Genomic DNA, 14,749 nt, shown 5'->3' with positions numbered 1-14,749 from the left:
CAGAAACCAGCTCAGCGCAGCACCGGTAAACTCGTCGTCGACTTGATCTCCGACAGCGCCACGATCGAGTTCACTTCCTGGATCCCCGGCACCATCGACAGCTTTTCGAAAAAGAATCGCTCATACGCCTCGATGTCCGCCGTGACGATGCGCAGCAGAAAATCCACCGACCCCATCAGCACGTAACACTCCAGCACTTCGGGAAAGCCGCGGATCGCCTCGGTGAATTCGGTGAAGTTCGAACGGCCGTGGGCGTTGAGTTTGATTTCGGCGAAGATCTGCGTGTTAAGGCCGATTTTCTTGCGATCCAGCAGGGTCACCTGGCCACGAATGATGCCCTCTTCCTTCATCCGCTGGATCCGCCGCCAGCATGGCGATTGAGACAAGCCGACCTGTTCAGCGATCTGTGCACTGGACAGCGAGGCATCCTCCTGCAGCAGCGCCAGTATCCTGCGGTCATAGCTATCCAATTCGCTGTGCATAATCAAACCCGAAATGATTGATGTAGAGAATCAAGCGATTCGAAATGTCGCCAGAATCACTCATCTTAGATAAGAAATACCCCGCCTGGCATGTAAATATTTCTCCCGCCACCAAGGAGACCGAACATGCCCCCACTCGAAGCCGTTGCCGTTGCCGTAGTCCCGACCCGCACCGACGTCTGGCACGCCGCCAACACCCATTGTCGGGTGCAGTACCAGATATTGGCCGAAGCCGAGCCGGATTTACTGTGTCGGGCGTTGAACCTGTTTGCCTTGCAGGGCCTGACGCCGCAGCGGGTTCACGTAGAACGCCCAGGCGATATGCTATCGCTGGACATCGTCATGGACGGGCTGAGCTGGCACCGTGCCCAGGTCATCGCTGAAAAATTACGTAACCTGATCAGCGTCTGCTCGGTGGACCTGCAAGACGCTGATATTGCGCACGTTGGGCCGGCCCAAGCCGTCTGTTGAACACCCACGGGCAAGAATTGGTAACGCATTGGTCGGGTAGTGGCCCAACGGCCTACGAGGTCGGGACTATTCTTTTGCAGACCGAGCGAGGACGCCGAAGCGTCTGTATCGCGGCTTTGCTGCAATTGTCCAATAGGAACCCGCATGTCCACCAAACACGCCACTCAGGACCGCTGGCTGGACCTCAACGATCTGCTGCGCCAACTGGTCACCCAGGGCCTCATCAGCCAGGATTCAGCCGAAACCGCGCTGAACGCCCGCCGACGCCACAGCGCCAATAGCCAGTTGCATCCGCTGGAGTTCATCGCCAACCAGCACCTGGACGACCTCAGCCGACCCGGCAAGCGCCTGGACCTGGAGAACCTGACCCTGTGGTTGTCCCAGCAGGCCGACCAGCCCTACATGCGCATCGACCCGCTGAAAATCAACGTCGCGGCCGTGACACCCTTGATGTCCTATGCCTTTGCCCAGCGCCACAAGATCCTTGCGGTGGCGGTCGATCGTGACGCCGTCACCGTCGCCAGCGCACAGCCCTACGTCAACAGTTGGGAAGCCGACCTGACCCACGTGCTCAAGCTGCCGATCAAGCGGGTGGTCGCCAACCCGGTGGACATCCAGCGCTTGAGCGTGGAGTTCTATCGCCTGGCCAAATCGGTCAGCGGCGCCACCACGGTCGATCAGCAACCGAGCAACCTGAGCAATTTCGAACAGTTGCTCAACCTGGGCGCCAGCGACCAGGAGCCGGACGCCAACGACGCCCACATCGTCAATATTGTCGACTGGCTGTTCCAGTACGCCTTCCAGCAACGCGCCAGTGATATCCACATCGAACCGCGCCGCGAGCAGGGCACCGTGCGGTTTCGCATCGACGGCGTGCTGCACACCGTCTATCAGTTCCCGCCGCAGGTCACGATGGCAATCGTCAGCCGTCTCAAGAGCCTGGGGCGGATGAACGTCGCCGAAAAACGCAAACCCCAGGACGGCCGGGTCAAGACCAAGACCCCGGACGGCGGCGAAGTGGAATTGCGCCTGTCGACCTTGCCCACCGCGTTCGGCGAAAAAATGGTCATGCGGATTTTCGACCCGGAAGTGCTGCTCAAGGACTTCGACCAACTCGGCTTCTCCGCCGACGACCTGCGTCGCTGGCAGGACATGACCCGCCAGCCCAACGGCATCATCCTGGTGACCGGGCCTACCGGCTCCGGCAAGACCACCACCCTCTACACCACCCTCAAGAAGCTGGCGACACCAGAAGTGAACCTCTGCACCATCGAGGACCCGATTGAAATGGTCGAGGCCTCTTTCAACCAGATGCAGGTCCAGCACAACATCGACCTGACCTTCGCTGCCGGGGTGCGGGCGCTGATGCGGCAAGACCCGGACATCATCATGATCGGTGAGATCCGCGACCTGGAGACTGCCGAGATGGCGATCCAGGCGGCGCTCACCGGGCACCTTGTGCTGTCGACGCTGCACACCAACGACGCGCCGAGCGCCATCAGCCGCCTGCTGGAGCTAGGTGTGCCCCATTACCTGATCAAGGCCACCGTGCTCGGAGTCATGGCCCAGCGACTGGTGCGCACCTTGTGCCCGCAATGCAAGGCGCCCCTGACCCTGGACGAAGATGACTGGCAAACCCTGACGCGGCCCTGGCAGGCGCCACTGCCGAGCAACGCCCAACAGGCCGTCGGTTGCCTGGAATGCCGTGACACCGGTTACCGCGGTCGCGCGGGCGTCTACGAAATCATGCAACTGACCGACAGCGTCAAGGCCTTGATCCACCCCGACACCGACCTGCTGGCGGTGCGCCGCCAGGCATTCAAGGAAGGCATGCGCAGCCTGCGACTGTCGGGGGCGCAAAAGGTGGCGGCGGGCTTGACCACGGTCGAGGAAGTGTTGCGGGTGACGCCGCAGAGCGAGCAGAAGTAGCTGTGGCAGCACCTGTGGCGAGAGGCGTCTCCTGCTGATCCTTGAAGTGTTCGGCGCCGGCGGCTACTTGCTGTGGATCGGCATGGCCGCCGCGGCGGTCGGCGTGCTCACGTTCATCCTGCCGCAGATGCCGTGGGAGCTGCAGTTCCTGTTGTTCGGCCTGTTCGCCATCGCAACAGCGCTGTACTGGTGGCGGCGCCAGCGCAGCGCGGTGCGCCAAAGCGATCAGCCGCACCTGAACCTGCGCGGGCAAGAGCTGATCGGCAAGGTCTTCCAGGTTCATGAAGCGATTGTCGATGGCCGCGGCAAGATCAAGGTGGCCGACAGTGTCTGGCTGGCCAAGGGGCCCGAGTCGTCCGTGGGAATGCGGGTCAGGGTGGTGGCGCAGGAAGGCGCGGTGCTGCAGGTGGAACGGGCTGACTGACAAGGCATGGAACTGAATAGAGGCGCAGGTAATCCAACATCATAGTTAACCCAGTGGAGTCCCCTATCATGCGTCTCAAACTTGCTGTCGCTACCCTAGCCTTGCTGTCTCTACCTGTTGGCTCGGCAATGGCCGACACGTTTTGGCGTAACGTCATCTCATCCGGTGCGACCACCGGTTCCACCTACCTGACTTTCAAGGATCACAAGCTGATCGTCGCCGCCCAGGATGATGCCGGCAGCTTCGTCGCCAGTGACGGCGGTATTCGTGGCCCTTACCTGGAAGCGGCGATGCAGAAAGTGCGTGCCGACAACCCAGGCCTGCGTGTCAGCCAACATCAATGCTGCTGGTCCACCGCTATCGCGAGCAAGCTCGCTCCCACAGGTGCAGTCGTCCTTATTCGCCTTCGCCAATAGCGGCCTGGTAACCTGCCGCATCGAGCAGCTTGTCCAGCTCAGCCTTGTCGCTTGGCTTGAGCTTGAAGATCCAGGCGCCATACGGATCGGAATTCAGCAGCTCCGGCGAACCGCCCAACTCTTCGTTGATCGCAATCACTTCACCTGAGATAGGGGAATAGATGTCGGAAGCGGCCTTGACCGACTCAACCACACCGGCCTGGTCGCCTGCGCCAAAGACCTTACCGACTTCAGTCAGCTCGACAAATACCACATCGCCCAAGGCTTCCTGCGCATGATCGCTGATGCCTACGGTGACGGTACCGTCAGCTTCCAGGCGTGCCCACTCATGGCTTTCGGCAAAACGCAGTTCGGCAGGGATATCGCTCATATTCTGTGTCCTCAAGAGAAAGTGTCAGCGGCCAGCGGCCCGCCGCAAAAGGTTAGATCAGGGTTTTGCCATGGCGGACGAAGGTCGGTTTGACCACCCGTACCGGGTACCACTTACCGCGAATTTCTACCTCGGCACGGTCGGCGGTAGCCATCGGAACACGTGCCAGGGCGATCGACTTGCTAAGCGTAGGAGAAAAACTACCACTGGTGATCTCCCCTTCGCCAACATTGGCGATGCGAACCACCTGATGGGCGCGCAAGACACCCCGTTCTTCCAGCACCAGCCCAACCAGTTTGTGCTGCACACCGCTGGCAATCTCGGCTTCCAGCGCACTGCGCCCGATGAACGGACGGCTCGCCGGTTCCCAGGCGATGCTCCAGGCCATGTTCGAAGCCAGCGGCGAAACGTCCTGGTTGATGTCCTGGCCGTAGAGGTTCATGCCGGCCTCCAAGCGCAAGGTATCGCGGGCGCCGAGGCCGATGGGCGAAATGCCGGCCCCTACCAGGTCGTTGAAGAAACTCGGGGCCTCCTGGGCAGGCAAGACGATTTCCAGGCCATCTTCGCCGGTATAGCCGGTCCGGGCGATGAACCATTCGCCGTCGGCGCGACCTTCGAAAGGCTTGAGTTGCTGGATGATTTGCCCGCGCGGTTGCGTCACCAGTTCGGCAATCTTCTGCCGGGCCTGGGGGCCCTGGATCGCCAGCATCGCCAGCTCGGGGCGCTCATGCAGCTGCACGTCGTAGCCACCGAGCTGTGCCTGCATCCAGGCCAGGTCCTGATCGCGAGTCGAGGCGTTGAAGACCAGCCGATAGCCGTCCTCGACCCGGTAGATGATCATGTCGTCGACGATGCCGCCGCGCTCATTGAGCATCGCGCTGTACAAGGCACTGCCTGTGTCCTGCAAACGATCGACGTCATTGGCCAGCAAACGCTGCAACCAGACCTTGGCCTGGGGGCCGGCGACATCGATCACGGTCATGTGGGATACATCGAACACTCCGCAGTCGCGACGCACCTGATGGTGTTCTTCGACTTGCGAGCCGTAGTGCAAAGGCATATCCCAACCGCCAAAATCGACCATCTTCGCGCCGAGGGCGAGATGAAGGTCATACAGAGGCGTACGCTGTCCCATGGGTTTCTCCTTCCGGGCTTGGCGAAGGTGCGGACGGGCACTGCATAGCGCGAACGTCTGAAAAAAGGAGTTTTCTGACGTTCTCAGTTGCCCGGTCCGACAGACGGACCGCACCGAATGCCGCGCATTGTAGCCGCATGAGGTGGGACTGACACCTAGCTGTTTCGATGGGCCGAACGGCGTATCAATCCGATGACCGGCAATAACCCCACCAGTACCAACGTCAGCGCTGGCAGCGCGGCCCGGGCCCACTCCCCTTCGCTGGTCATCTCGAAGATCCGCACCGCCAGCGTGTCCCAGCCGAACGGGCGCATCAGCAGGGTGGCGGGCATTTCCTTGAGCACGTCAACGAACACCAGCAACGCCGCGCTCAAGGTGCCGGGCAACAGCAAGGGCAGATACACTTTGAAAAACAGTCGTGGCCCACTGACCCCAAGGCTGCGCGCAGCCTCGGGCAAAGACGGACGAATTCGCGCCAGGCTGCTTTCCAATGGACCGTAGGCCACGGCCAGGAAGCGCACCAGATACGCCAGCAACAGCGCCGACAGGCTACCCAGCAACAACGGCTTGCCTGCCCCGCCGAGCCAGCTCGACAGCGGGATGACCAGCTCACGGTCCAGGTAGCTGAATGCAAGCATGATCGACACCGCCAGCACCGAACCGGGCAAGGCATAACCCAGGTTCGCCAGGCCGACGCCGGCACGAATCGGACGGGTTGGCGCCAGCCGCCGGGCGAACGCCAGCAGCAAGGCCACGCAAACGGTGATCAGCGCGGCCAGGCCGCCCAGGTAGAGGGTGTGGACGATCAGCCCGGCATAACGCTCGTCCAGGTCGAAACGACCGCGCTGCCAGAACCACACCACCAACTGCAGCACCGGAATGACAAACGCGCAGGCAAACACCAGGAAGCACCAACTGCTGGCTGCCACGGCCTTGAGACCGCGCAACGTATACAAAGCCTTGGCTCGGGGACGTTCGTTGCTGGCTCGGTGGGCCCCGCGGGCCCGGCGTTCGCCGTAGAGCACCAGCATCACCGCCAGCAACAGCAGGCTGGCCAGTTGGGCAGCGCTGGAGAGGCTGAAGAAGCCATACCAGGTCTTGTAGATCGCGGTGGTAAAGGTGTCGAAGTTGAACACCGACACCGCGCCGAAATCCGCCAGGGTTTCCATCAGCGCCAACGCCACGCCTGCACCGATGGCCGGCCGGGCCATCGGCAGCGCCACGCGCCAGAACGCCTGCCACGGCGATTGCCCGAGCACCCGCGCGGCTTCCATCAAGCCCTTGCCCTGGGCCAGGAATGCACTGCGCGCCAGCAGATAGACGTAAGGGTAAAAGACCAGCACCAGCACCAGGATCACCCCACCGGTGGAACGGACCCGGGGCAGGCGCAGGCCGCTGCCGAACCATTCCCGCATGAGCGTCTGTACGGGGCCGGCAAAGTCCAGCAGGCCAACGAAGACAAACGCCAACACGTAGGCCGGAATCGCAAACGGCAGCATCAACGCCCAGTCGAGCCAGCGGCGCCCGGGGAACTCACACAGGCTGGTGAGCCAGGCGAGGCTGACACCCAGCAACGTCACCCCGACACCCACGCCAAGGATCAACGTGAGGGTGTTGCCCAGCAAGCGCGGCATTTGCGTGTCCCACAGGTGGGACCAGATCTGTTGGTCGATGCTCTGCCAGGACAGCAGCAAGACGCTCAAGGGCAACAGGACCAGCACGGCGATGGCGAAGACCAGGGGATACCAGCGGCGTTGGGCGGGGTGGGCCAAGGAATACTCTCGTTAAACAAACGGTCATGTGGCGAGGGAGCTTGCTCCCGCGGGGCTCTGTAGGAGCTGGCGAAGCCTGCGATCTTTTGATCTTTCTGATCTTTCGCTTGAGATTCAAGTGGGTGGGGAAAGATCGCAGCCTCGTTGCACTCGACAGCTCCTACACAGCTCCTACAGGCCCAGCGGGAGCAAGCTCCCTCACCACAGGTCTCAGTTCCAGCCAGCGCGATCCATCATGCGAATGGCTTCGGCCTGGCGTTTACCCGCGACTTCCACCGGCAGGGTATCGGCCTTGAACTTGCCCCAGGCCGCTACTTCCTTGGACGGCTCGACTTTCGGGTTGGCCGGGAATTCCTGGTTCACGTCGGCGAAGATGCTTTGCGCCTCCGGCGTGGTCATCCACTCCACCAGCTTCTTCGCGGCGTCCGGATGCGGTGCATGCTGGGTCAAGCCAATCCCCGAGAGGTTGATATGCACCCCTCGGTCGGCCTGGTTCGGCCAGAACAGCTTCACCTTCAGGTCCGGCTTCTGCTGGTGCAGGCGGCCATAGTAGTAGGTATTGACGATGCCGACGTCGCACTGCCCGGCGTTGATCGCCTCAAGCAGCGCGGTGTCATCGGAGAAGACGTCGGTGGACAGGTTCCGGACCCAGCCCTTGAGGATCTCCTCGGTTTTTTCCGCACCGTGGGTTTCGATCAGGGTGGCGGTCAGCGACTGGTTATAGACCTTCTTCGACGTGCGCAGGCACAGGCGGCCTTCCCATTCGTCACCCGCCAAGGCCTCGTAGGTGCTCAGCTCAGCGGGTTTGACCCGATCGGTGGAGTAGACAATGGTCCGCGCCCGCAGGCTCAAGCCGGTCCAGGCGTGGGAAGAAGCGCGGTATTGAGACGGGATGTTAGCGTCGATCACCGGCGAGGTGAACGGCTGGAGGATGCCCATCTGCTCGGCCTGCCAGAGGTTGCCGGCGTCGACGGTGAGCAGCAGGTCGGCGGTGGCGTTCTCGCCCTCGGCCTTGATCCGCTGCATCAGTGGCGCTTCCTTGTCGGTGATGAACTTCACCGACACGCCGGTTTTCTTGGTGTAGGCATCGAAGACCGGCTTGATCAGTTCGTCGATGCGCGAAGAGTAGACCACCACCTCATTGGCGGCCTGGGCGGCAGTGGTACCGATCAGGGTCAAGGCGAGGGCGGACAGCAGGCGCTTGGGTGCCGACATGGGGGCAGTCTCTCGAGTATAAAGTGCGCAAATGATAAGGACTCACATTTGGCTTCTCAATCGAACAGTGGGTGGACACATTTCCAAATGTTGCAACTTTGAGATGCGAGGTGTTTTTGCGTCCGCCATCGCGGGCAAGCCTTGCTCCCACAAAGGTCATCTCAAACTGCACACCTGTGGGAGCAAGGCTTGCCCGCGATGAGGCCATAAGCCCCAACCCACCTCTCAGGCCTTGGCCAGATCCGGCAAATCGCCAATCAACCCCAGCGCCTCGCGCACGAACAACGCCTTGGCCTCGGGCATGCTGTCTACCAGCTTCAGCCCGGTGTTACGCAACCAGCGCACCGGCAGTGGATCGGCCTGGAACAAGCGCTCGAACCCCTCCATCGCCGCCATCAACGCCAGGTTATGGGGCATGCGTCGCCGCTCGTAGCGGCTCAGCACCTTCACGTCCGCCAGTCGTTCGCCACGCCCGGCTGCCTGCAACAGCACTTCGGCCAGCACGGCGGCGTCGAGGAAGCCCAGGTTCACGCCCTGCCCGGCCAACGGATGAATGGTATGGGCGGCGTCGCCGATCAACGCCAGCCCTTCGGCTACATAGCGCTTGGCATGTCGTTGGCGCAGCGGCACGCACAGCCGCGGGTCGGCACTCAGTACCGTGCCGAGCTGGCCTTCGAAGGCTCGTTCCAGTTCGCTGCAGAATTGAGTTTCATCGAGCGCCATCAAGCGCTGCGCTTCACCGGGGGTGGTGGACCAGACGATCGAGCACCAATCGTGCTGACCGTCACGCTCAAGTGGCAGGAACGCCAGCGGACCGTTGTCGGTGAAGCGCTGCCAGGCCGTCATTCGATGCGGCCGGGCGCTGCGCACGCTGGTGACGATGGCGTGGTGCAGGTAATCCCATTCGCGCGTGGCAACGCCGGTCAGGCGGCGCACAGCGGAATTCGCGCCGTCAGCCGCGATGACCAGGGGCGCCCGCAACGTGCGGCCATCGGCCAAGGTCAGCAGCCAGTCGTCACCGGAACGACGCATCTGTTCCAGCCGGGCATTGGCCAGCAGGCCCAGGTCGCAGTCATGCAGTCGATCCAGCAAGGCGTCCTGCACAACGCGGTTTTCAACGATGTGCCCAAGCGTCTCGGCGTGCAGGCTGGCCGCCGAGAAATGGATCTGCCCGGTGCCGCTGCCGTCCCAGACGTGCATGTCGGTATAGGGGCTGGCGCGTCGGGCGGTGATGCCGTCCCAGACGCCCAGGCGCTCGAGGATCCGCTGGCTGGCCGTCGACAAGGCACTGACCCGGGGCTCGAACGCGGCCTGGGGATCGAAGGGTTTGACGCTCATCGGGCTGCCGTCGAGCAACAGCACTTGCAGGCCACTGCCCTGCAACGCCAGCGCCAGGGCGCTGCCGACCATACCGGCGCCGACAATCAGCAGATCTGCACGCAATTCCATGCTCTAAGCCTGTTTTGCTGGCGACATCGGTCGCCCATGAAAAGAAATGACAGCCCCGGCCTCAAGCATCGGGACGCGTCCCCAGCCCCATGGCCTGACGGGCGAACCAGCGCTTGGCCGGCGGCAGCAAGTCGAGACCCAACAGGCCGAGGTTACGGCCCAGGGACACCAACGGCAGGTTGCTGGCGAACAGCCGCGTGACCTGGTCGGAAAAGCCCACGGTCAGGACCTGATCCATTCGCTGGCGCTCGCGATAGGCTTGCAACACGGCAAAATCCCCCGGCTCGCTTTCGCTGTCGAGCAGCGCATCGGCAAGAGCCTGGGCATCGCGCAGGGACAAGTTGAACCCCTGCCCGGCAATCGGGTGCAGGCTGTGGGCGGCGTTGCCCAGGATCGCCAGGTGCGGACGGACCTGTTCTTCGGCCTCCACCAGCGCCAGCGGGTACAGATGTCGCACGCCCACCTGTTTCAGGGTGCCCAGGCGATAGCCGAACACGCCCTGCAATTCGCTGAGGAAACTGTGCCCGTCGAGGGCCGCCAGCCGTTGTGCGTCCATGCCCTGGCGAGTCCAGACCAGCGCGCAACGATTCTCCGGCAGCGGCAACAAGGCCATCGGGCCGTCATCGGTGAAACGTTCGAAGGCCATGCCGTTGTGGGCTTCGCTGGGGGTGATATTGGCGATCAAGGCACTCTGGTCGTAGGGCCGACTGCGCACGCCGATACCCAACTGCTCGCGCAGGCCGGAGCGACCGCCATCGGCCAGTACGGCAAGGTCGCATTCCAGGGTGGTTTCGTCGTCGAGGGTCAGGCGATAACCGCCGACCAGCGGTTCCATGCGGGTGACCTGCGCCGGGCAGCGCCAACTGACCACTTCCGGGTCCAGGCCTTGCCACAGGCACTGGCCGAGCCAGGCGTTTTCCACCACGTAGCCCAGCGCCGGCACGCCCTCTTCCATGGCCGACAGCCGCGCCGTGGAAAACCGCCCGCGGTCGGACACATGGATCTGTTTGATCGGTTCGGCGCGGCGGGAAATCTCCTGCCAGACACCCAAGCGTTGATAAATCTGCCGGGCACCGTAGGACAATGCCGAGGACCGGGCATCGTAGCTTGGCTGCCAAGCGTCGCCGGGGGCGAAGGGCTCGATCAGCATGATCTTCCAGCCCCGGGCCTTGGCACCGGCCTGCAGGGCCAGCGCCAGGCTCGCGCCAACCAGGCCGCCACCGACGATCGCCAGATTGACCCGGGTCATGCCGTTTGCGTCCGGGCGGCGGCCATCAGGGCCTCGATGTCGGCGACCGTCTTCGGTACGCCGTGGCTCAGGATTTCACAACCGGTTTTGGTCACTACCACGTCATCCTCGATGCGCACGCCAATGCCGCGCCATTTTTTCGCGACGCTGCGATTGTTCGGGCCGATGTAGATGCCCGGCTCCACCGTCAGCGTCATGCCGACCTCAAGTACCCGCCACTCGCCACCAACGCGGTATTCACCCACGTCGTGCACGTCCATGCCCAGCCAGTGGCCAGCGCGGTGCATGTAGAACGCCCGGTAGGCCTCGCTGGCGATCAACGCGTCCACCTCACCCTCCAGCAGCCCAAGGTGCACCAGCCCCTCGGTAATCACCCGCACCGTCGCTTCGTGGGCCTGGTTCCAGTGTTTGTCCGGCGCGATCTGGGCAAACGCGGCTTCCTGGGCAGCCAGCACCACTTCGTAGATCGCCTTCTGCTCGGGCGAATACTTGCCACTGACTGGCCAGGTACGGGTGATATCGCTGGCGTAGCAGTCGATTTCACAGCCGGCGTCGATCAGCACCAGGTCGCCGTCCTTGAGCAGCGCGTCGTTCTGCTGGTAGTGCAGGATGCAGCTGTTGCGCCCCGCCGCGACGATCGAACCATAGGCGGGCATCTTCGCCCCGCCCTTGCGGAACTCATAATCGAGCTCGGCTTCCAGGCTGAACTCATGCAGCCCCGGGCGCGCCGCCTGCATCGCCCGAATGTGCGCCTGGGCGGAAATCCGCGCCGCTTCGCGCATCACTTTCACTTCTGCCGCCGATTTATACAGGCGCATGTCATGCAGCAGATGATCCAGGGCAACGAATTCGTTCGGCGGCTGGGCGCCGAGGTGGGCCTTGGAGCGAATCACGTTGATCCACTCCATCAGGTGCCGGTCGAATTCCGGGTTGCTGCCCATGGCCGAATACACCCGGTCGCGGCCTTCGATCAGGCCCGGCAGGATGTCGTCGATGTCGGTGATGGGAAACGCGTCGTCGGCACCGTAGTCACGGATCGCCCCTTCCTGGCCGGCGCGCAGGCCATCCCACAACTCACGTTCGGCGTTGCGCTCGCGGCAAAAGAGGATGTATTCGCCATGGGCGCGGCCGGGCATCAGCACCAGCACCGCTTGCGGCTCGGGAAAGCCGCTGAGGTACTGGAAGTCGCTGTCCTGGCGGTAGACGTGCTCGACGTCGCGGTTGCGGATCGCAACGGCGGCGGCGGGCAGGATTGCGATGCTGTTGGGTTCCATCTGCGCCATCAGGGCCTTGCGGCGACGGCTGTATTCCGATTTCGGGATATGAATCATGGGCAGACGGGGTTCCCTCTAAAAATTAATGCAAGGACGGCTTGGAGGCCGCTGCATCGGTTTTCTTGGTCTCGGTGAACAGCAGCAATGGCGCGACCCGCAGGTACTCCATCACTTCCATGTAGTCGCTTTCGCCGTCATCGGATTCTTCCAGGGCATCCTGGACCTGGGAGATCGCGGCCAGGTCCTGCAACACTTCCTTGGCCTCTTCGCTCAAGGCGTATTCGCGGCGGGTCAGGCCGAAGCCGGCGAGGAAGCCCTGGCACCACTGGCCCAGCGCCGCGGCGCGTTCAGCCAAGGGGGCGTCGTCAGTGGGCAGCAGCAGGACGACGGTCATGTCGTCGCTGGTCAGCTCGCCCTTGACCATTTCCTGCAGGCCGATAAGCGCGTTGCGGACGTTGTCCGCCGGCTCGCCTTCCAGCAGCTCGGCGGCGTCGGCCAACCAGCCGGCGGCATCGAAACCGGCGCCGGCGCAGCTGCGACCGAGCAGCAGGCCATGCAGTTCGGCAGGCGAGACAGGATGACCGCTGGTGCTCAGCAGGGTGGCGAATGCTTGATACGGGGAATTCTGAATGGGCATGGGCAGCTAGGCGCCAGACGGCGCTATGTCTAGAATGGAGGCCTTGTATCCTACATCGACAGACTCGCCAAGACTATCAGAGGCTGTGCGACTCATACCCTCCATCAGACACAATCTTCAGTGGACACAATGGAAGACACCGACCTGCAAGCGCTGATGGCCAGACTCGAACTGCTAATTGACCGGGTCGAGCAACTTAAGAGCCAAAACGGACTCCTATTAGCTCAGGAAAAAACCTGGCGCGAGGAACGCGCGCATCTCATTGAAAAAAACGAAATCGCCCGGCGTAAGGTCGAATCGATGATTTCGCGCCTCAAGGCCCTGGAGCAAGACTCATGAGTTCAAGCAATAGCGTTACCGTGCAGATCCTCGACAAAGAATATTCGATCATCTGCCCCCAGGAAGAGCGTAGCAACCTGGTGAGCGCCGCCCGTTACCTGGACGGCAAGATGCGCGAGATCCGCAGCAGCGGCAAAGTCATCGGTGCCGACCGCATCGCCGTGATGGCTGCCTTGAACATCACCCACGACCTGCTGCATCGCCAGGATACGCCGGACCTGCAGGTCAGCGGCTCGACCCGTGAACAGGTGCGCGACCTGCTCGATCGGGTGGATCTGGTGCTCGCCACCGATCCAGACGTCAGCAAGGGCTGATTCGCGAGGCTGCCTGGGGTATACTCGCATCACTCCCTGGGGTGCTTGCCAGTTGGTGATGTCCCTGAGCCGATACGCACAACCACGGGGGTTGCACGTTGGGGCCGGTGTGCATGTCCGCTTGACGGAAAGCCTTAACGCCCCCTGCAACTTCCACCTTGAACTTTCGGGTTCAAGGGCTAAGCCGACAGCGGTTCATCCGGGGAGCCTGATTCCAGACAATGCCAGTCCATGTGGACTGGCATTGTCGTTTCTGGCGCAGGCATTTCTGAGCAGCCTGTTTTGCGGTTACGCTGTGGCATCGCCACTGCGTGAAGCACTGATATGACCGAACCTGCGCTGCTGCCCCGCCCGCAACTTCGACGCCTGCTGCGCCAGGCCCGGCACGCCCTGACGCCCGCCCAGCAACGGCAAGCCGCCCACGGGCTGTACAAGCAACTGGCCCAGCACCCGCTGTTTCGCCGCGCGAAGCACATCGCCCTGTACCTGCCCAACGACGGCGAGATCGACCCGCGCCTGCTGCTGCGCGCAGCCCAACGCCGGGGCAAGGCCACTTACCTGCCGGTGCTCAGCCCGTGGCCGCAGACCAAGATGGTGTTCCAGCGAATCCACCCCGGCGAAAAAATGCAGCCCAACCGGTTTCGCATCCCAGAGCCGCGCAAGAACATCGCCCGGCAACGCAAGGTCTGGACGCTGGACCTGGTGTTGTTGCCACTGGTGGGGTTTGATGATGCGGGTGGTCGGCTGGGCATGGGCGGCGGCTTTTATGACCGCAGCCTGGCGTATCTGGCACGGCGCAAGCAGTGGCGCAAGCCGACGCTATTGGGGCTGGCCCATGAATGCCAGAAAGTCGAACGATTGGCGCAGGCAAGCTGGGACGTGCCGCTGCAGGGAACGGTCAGCGACAGGCATTGGTATATCGCGGGGTAGACGCCGCGGTCATCAGCGGCGCCAGGAAAGCGGATTCAGCGTTTGAACGATGACGCGGGTTGGGTGATTTCCACCGGCGCGTCGGTCTTGTTGGCCCACAGGCTTTGGGCGTAACCCGTGGTCACGACACCCAGACCGAACAGAATGACCAAGATCCACAACAAATCCGGTTTGCGTTTCATCGATTGCCCCCCTCAAGGCACATCACACACGATGACAGCAGCGGTTTTCTTATTGGCCGTGCAGCAGCGTCAAGCTTGGAAGGCCGGCATTTTGCGGCAACCGGCCCCGACACGCAAACTCTGGCGTCAACCGACTGTCGGTTTGTCATAAAATCGCTGAA

Annotated in this window: 17 protein-coding genes and 1 other RNA gene; 8 read left to right on the top strand and 10 right to left on the bottom strand. The window is 62.6% G+C overall.

Annotation, left to right across the window (positions count from 1 at the left end):
- Positions 1-11: 11 nt before the first annotated feature.
- A complete protein-coding gene (locus AB4Z20_RS09345; RefSeq protein ID WP_057449489.1) occupies positions 12-482 on the bottom strand; it encodes an Lrp/AsnC family transcriptional regulator in 471 nt (156 codons plus the stop codon).
- Between the two features lie 126 nt (positions 483-608).
- Here AB4Z20_RS09345 and AB4Z20_RS09340 point away from each other — a divergent pair, with 126 nt between their 5' ends.
- The 4 genes from AB4Z20_RS09340 to AB4Z20_RS09325 all read left to right on the top strand — a co-directional run bounded on the left by AB4Z20_RS09340 (position 609) and on the right by AB4Z20_RS09325 (position 3,722).
- Entirely contained in the window at positions 609-953 is a 345-nt protein-coding gene (locus AB4Z20_RS09340; protein WP_320389606.1) for a hypothetical protein, read from the top strand.
- Between the two features lie 144 nt (positions 954-1,097).
- A complete protein-coding gene (locus AB4Z20_RS09335) occupies positions 1,098-2,882 on the top strand; it encodes a GspE/PulE family protein (RefSeq protein WP_253470300.1) in 1,785 nt (594 codons plus the stop codon).
- 37 nt (positions 2,883-2,919) lie between these two features.
- Positions 2,920-3,306 carry an NfeD family protein gene (locus AB4Z20_RS09330; protein ID WP_442089831.1) on the top strand — a complete coding sequence of 129 codons (387 nt, stop codon included), beginning with the start codon at positions 2,920-2,922 and terminating at the stop codon, positions 3,304-3,306.
- 65 nt (positions 3,307-3,371) lie between these two features.
- The gene (locus tag AB4Z20_RS09325; RefSeq protein WP_442089830.1) at positions 3,372-3,722 is read left to right on the top strand and encodes a DUF2388 domain-containing protein; all 351 of its coding nucleotides are present in this window, start codon (positions 3,372-3,374) and stop codon (positions 3,720-3,722) included.
- On the opposite strand, the gene gcvH is transcribed toward AB4Z20_RS09325, so the two are convergent.
- From gcvH to AB4Z20_RS09285, 8 genes are all read right to left on the bottom strand, one after another.
- On the bottom strand, positions 3,703-4,092 hold the full coding sequence (gene gcvH, locus AB4Z20_RS09320; protein WP_258689700.1) for a glycine cleavage system protein GcvH: 390 nt from the start codon (positions 4,090-4,092) through the stop codon (positions 3,703-3,705). The genes AB4Z20_RS09325 and gcvH overlap by 20 nt on opposite strands.
- A 52-nt stretch (positions 4,093-4,144) precedes the next feature.
- Positions 4,145-5,227, bottom strand: coding sequence for a glycine cleavage system aminomethyltransferase GcvT (gene gcvT, locus AB4Z20_RS09315; protein ID WP_442089783.1), 1,083 nt, complete (start codon positions 5,225-5,227; stop codon positions 4,145-4,147).
- 155 nt (positions 5,228-5,382) lie between these two features.
- Positions 5,383-6,999: an ABC transporter permease gene (locus AB4Z20_RS09310; protein WP_442089782.1), complete on the bottom strand. Its 1,617-nt coding sequence runs from the start codon at positions 6,997-6,999 to the stop codon at positions 5,383-5,385.
- 210 nt (positions 7,000-7,209) lie between these two features.
- The gene (locus AB4Z20_RS09305) at positions 7,210-8,214 is read right to left on the bottom strand and encodes an extracellular solute-binding protein (protein WP_442089781.1); all 1,005 of its coding nucleotides are present in this window, start codon (positions 8,212-8,214) and stop codon (positions 7,210-7,212) included.
- Between the two features lie 225 nt (positions 8,215-8,439).
- Positions 8,440-9,657 carry a 2-octaprenyl-3-methyl-6-methoxy-1,4-benzoquinol hydroxylase gene (locus AB4Z20_RS09300; RefSeq protein ID WP_253478336.1) on the bottom strand — a complete coding sequence of 406 codons (1,218 nt, stop codon included), beginning with the start codon at positions 9,655-9,657 and terminating at the stop codon, positions 8,440-8,442.
- A gap of 67 nt (positions 9,658-9,724) precedes the next feature.
- Entirely contained in the window at positions 9,725-10,912 is a 1,188-nt protein-coding gene (gene ubiH / locus AB4Z20_RS09295; protein ID WP_442089780.1) for a 2-octaprenyl-6-methoxyphenyl hydroxylase, read from the bottom strand.
- Complete coding sequence (gene pepP / locus AB4Z20_RS09290; protein WP_442089779.1) at positions 10,909-12,243, bottom strand: Xaa-Pro aminopeptidase; 1,335 nt, start codon at positions 12,241-12,243, stop codon at positions 10,909-10,911. Before pepP ends, ubiH begins: the two co-directional genes overlap by 4 nt.
- A gap of 25 nt (positions 12,244-12,268) precedes the next feature.
- Positions 12,269-12,823 (bottom strand): YecA/YgfB family protein, encoded by a 555-nt coding sequence (locus AB4Z20_RS09285; RefSeq protein ID WP_442089778.1) that lies wholly within the window; start codon positions 12,821-12,823, stop codon positions 12,269-12,271.
- Between the two features lie 129 nt (positions 12,824-12,952).
- On the opposite strand from AB4Z20_RS09285, the gene AB4Z20_RS09280 reads away from it, so the two are divergent.
- From AB4Z20_RS09280 to AB4Z20_RS09265, 4 genes are all read left to right on the top strand, one after another.
- The gene (locus tag AB4Z20_RS09280; protein WP_003177365.1) at positions 12,953-13,162 is read left to right on the top strand and encodes a TIGR02449 family protein; all 210 of its coding nucleotides are present in this window, start codon (positions 12,953-12,955) and stop codon (positions 13,160-13,162) included.
- On the top strand, positions 13,159-13,476 hold the full coding sequence (locus AB4Z20_RS09275) for a cell division protein ZapA (RefSeq protein ID WP_003177364.1): 318 nt from the start codon (positions 13,159-13,161) through the stop codon (positions 13,474-13,476). Before AB4Z20_RS09280 ends, AB4Z20_RS09275 begins: the two co-directional genes overlap by 4 nt.
- Before the next feature lie 30 nt (positions 13,477-13,506).
- A non-coding RNA gene (ssrS, locus tag AB4Z20_RS09270) (6S RNA) lies at positions 13,507-13,686 on the top strand.
- Between the two features lie 114 nt (positions 13,687-13,800).
- Complete coding sequence (locus tag AB4Z20_RS09265; protein WP_442089777.1) at positions 13,801-14,406, top strand: 5-formyltetrahydrofolate cyclo-ligase; 606 nt, start codon at positions 13,801-13,803, stop codon at positions 14,404-14,406.
- A 35-nt stretch (positions 14,407-14,441) separates the two neighbouring features.
- On the opposite strand, the gene AB4Z20_RS09260 is transcribed toward AB4Z20_RS09265, so the two are convergent.
- Positions 14,442-14,588 carry a hypothetical protein gene (locus AB4Z20_RS09260; protein WP_003206689.1) on the bottom strand — a complete coding sequence of 49 codons (147 nt, stop codon included), beginning with the start codon at positions 14,586-14,588 and terminating at the stop codon, positions 14,442-14,444.
- Between the last annotated feature and the right edge of the window lie 161 nt (positions 14,589-14,749).

It is taken from the genome of Pseudomonas sp. KB_12 (assembly GCF_052114545.1).
Taxonomy (GTDB): Bacteria; Pseudomonadota; Gammaproteobacteria; order Pseudomonadales; family Pseudomonadaceae; genus Aquipseudomonas; species Aquipseudomonas brassicacearum.
Note: the sequence above shows the minus strand (reverse complement) of the source record. Positions and strands in the feature narration are given on the sequence as shown.

Coding starts and splice junctions, on each gene's coding strand:
- AB4Z20_RS09345 (WP_057449489.1), bottom strand. CDS start 482: ATGCACAGCGAATTGGATAGCTATGACCGCAGGATACTGGCGCTGCTG.
- AB4Z20_RS09340 (WP_320389606.1), top strand. CDS start 609: ATGCCCCCACTCGAAGCCGTTGCCGTTGCCGTAGTCCCGACCCGCACC.
- AB4Z20_RS09335 (WP_253470300.1), top strand. CDS start 1,098: ATGTCCACCAAACACGCCACTCAGGACCGCTGGCTGGACCTCAACGAT.
- gcvH (WP_258689700.1), bottom strand. CDS start 4,092: ATGAGCGATATCCCTGCCGAACTGCGTTTTGCCGAAAGCCATGAGTGG.
- gcvT (WP_442089783.1), bottom strand. CDS start 5,227: ATGGGACAGCGTACGCCTCTGTATGACCTTCATCTCGCCCTCGGCGCG.
- AB4Z20_RS09305 (WP_442089781.1), bottom strand. CDS start 8,214: ATGTCGGCACCCAAGCGCCTGCTGTCCGCCCTCGCCTTGACCCTGATC.
- ubiH (WP_442089780.1), bottom strand. CDS start 10,912: ATGACCCGGGTCAATCTGGCGATCGTCGGTGGCGGCCTGGTTGGCGCG.
- pepP (WP_442089779.1), bottom strand. CDS start 12,243: ATGATTCATATCCCGAAATCGGAATACAGCCGTCGCCGCAAGGCCCTG.
- AB4Z20_RS09285 (WP_442089778.1), bottom strand. CDS start 12,823: ATGCCCATTCAGAATTCCCCGTATCAAGCATTCGCCACCCTGCTGAGC.
- AB4Z20_RS09280 (WP_003177365.1), top strand. CDS start 12,953: ATGGAAGACACCGACCTGCAAGCGCTGATGGCCAGACTCGAACTGCTA.
- AB4Z20_RS09275 (WP_003177364.1), top strand. CDS start 13,159: ATGAGTTCAAGCAATAGCGTTACCGTGCAGATCCTCGACAAAGAATAT.
- AB4Z20_RS09265 (WP_442089777.1), top strand. CDS start 13,801: ATGACCGAACCTGCGCTGCTGCCCCGCCCGCAACTTCGACGCCTGCTG.
- AB4Z20_RS09260 (WP_003206689.1), bottom strand. CDS start 14,588: ATGAAACGCAAACCGGATTTGTTGTGGATCTTGGTCATTCTGTTCGGT.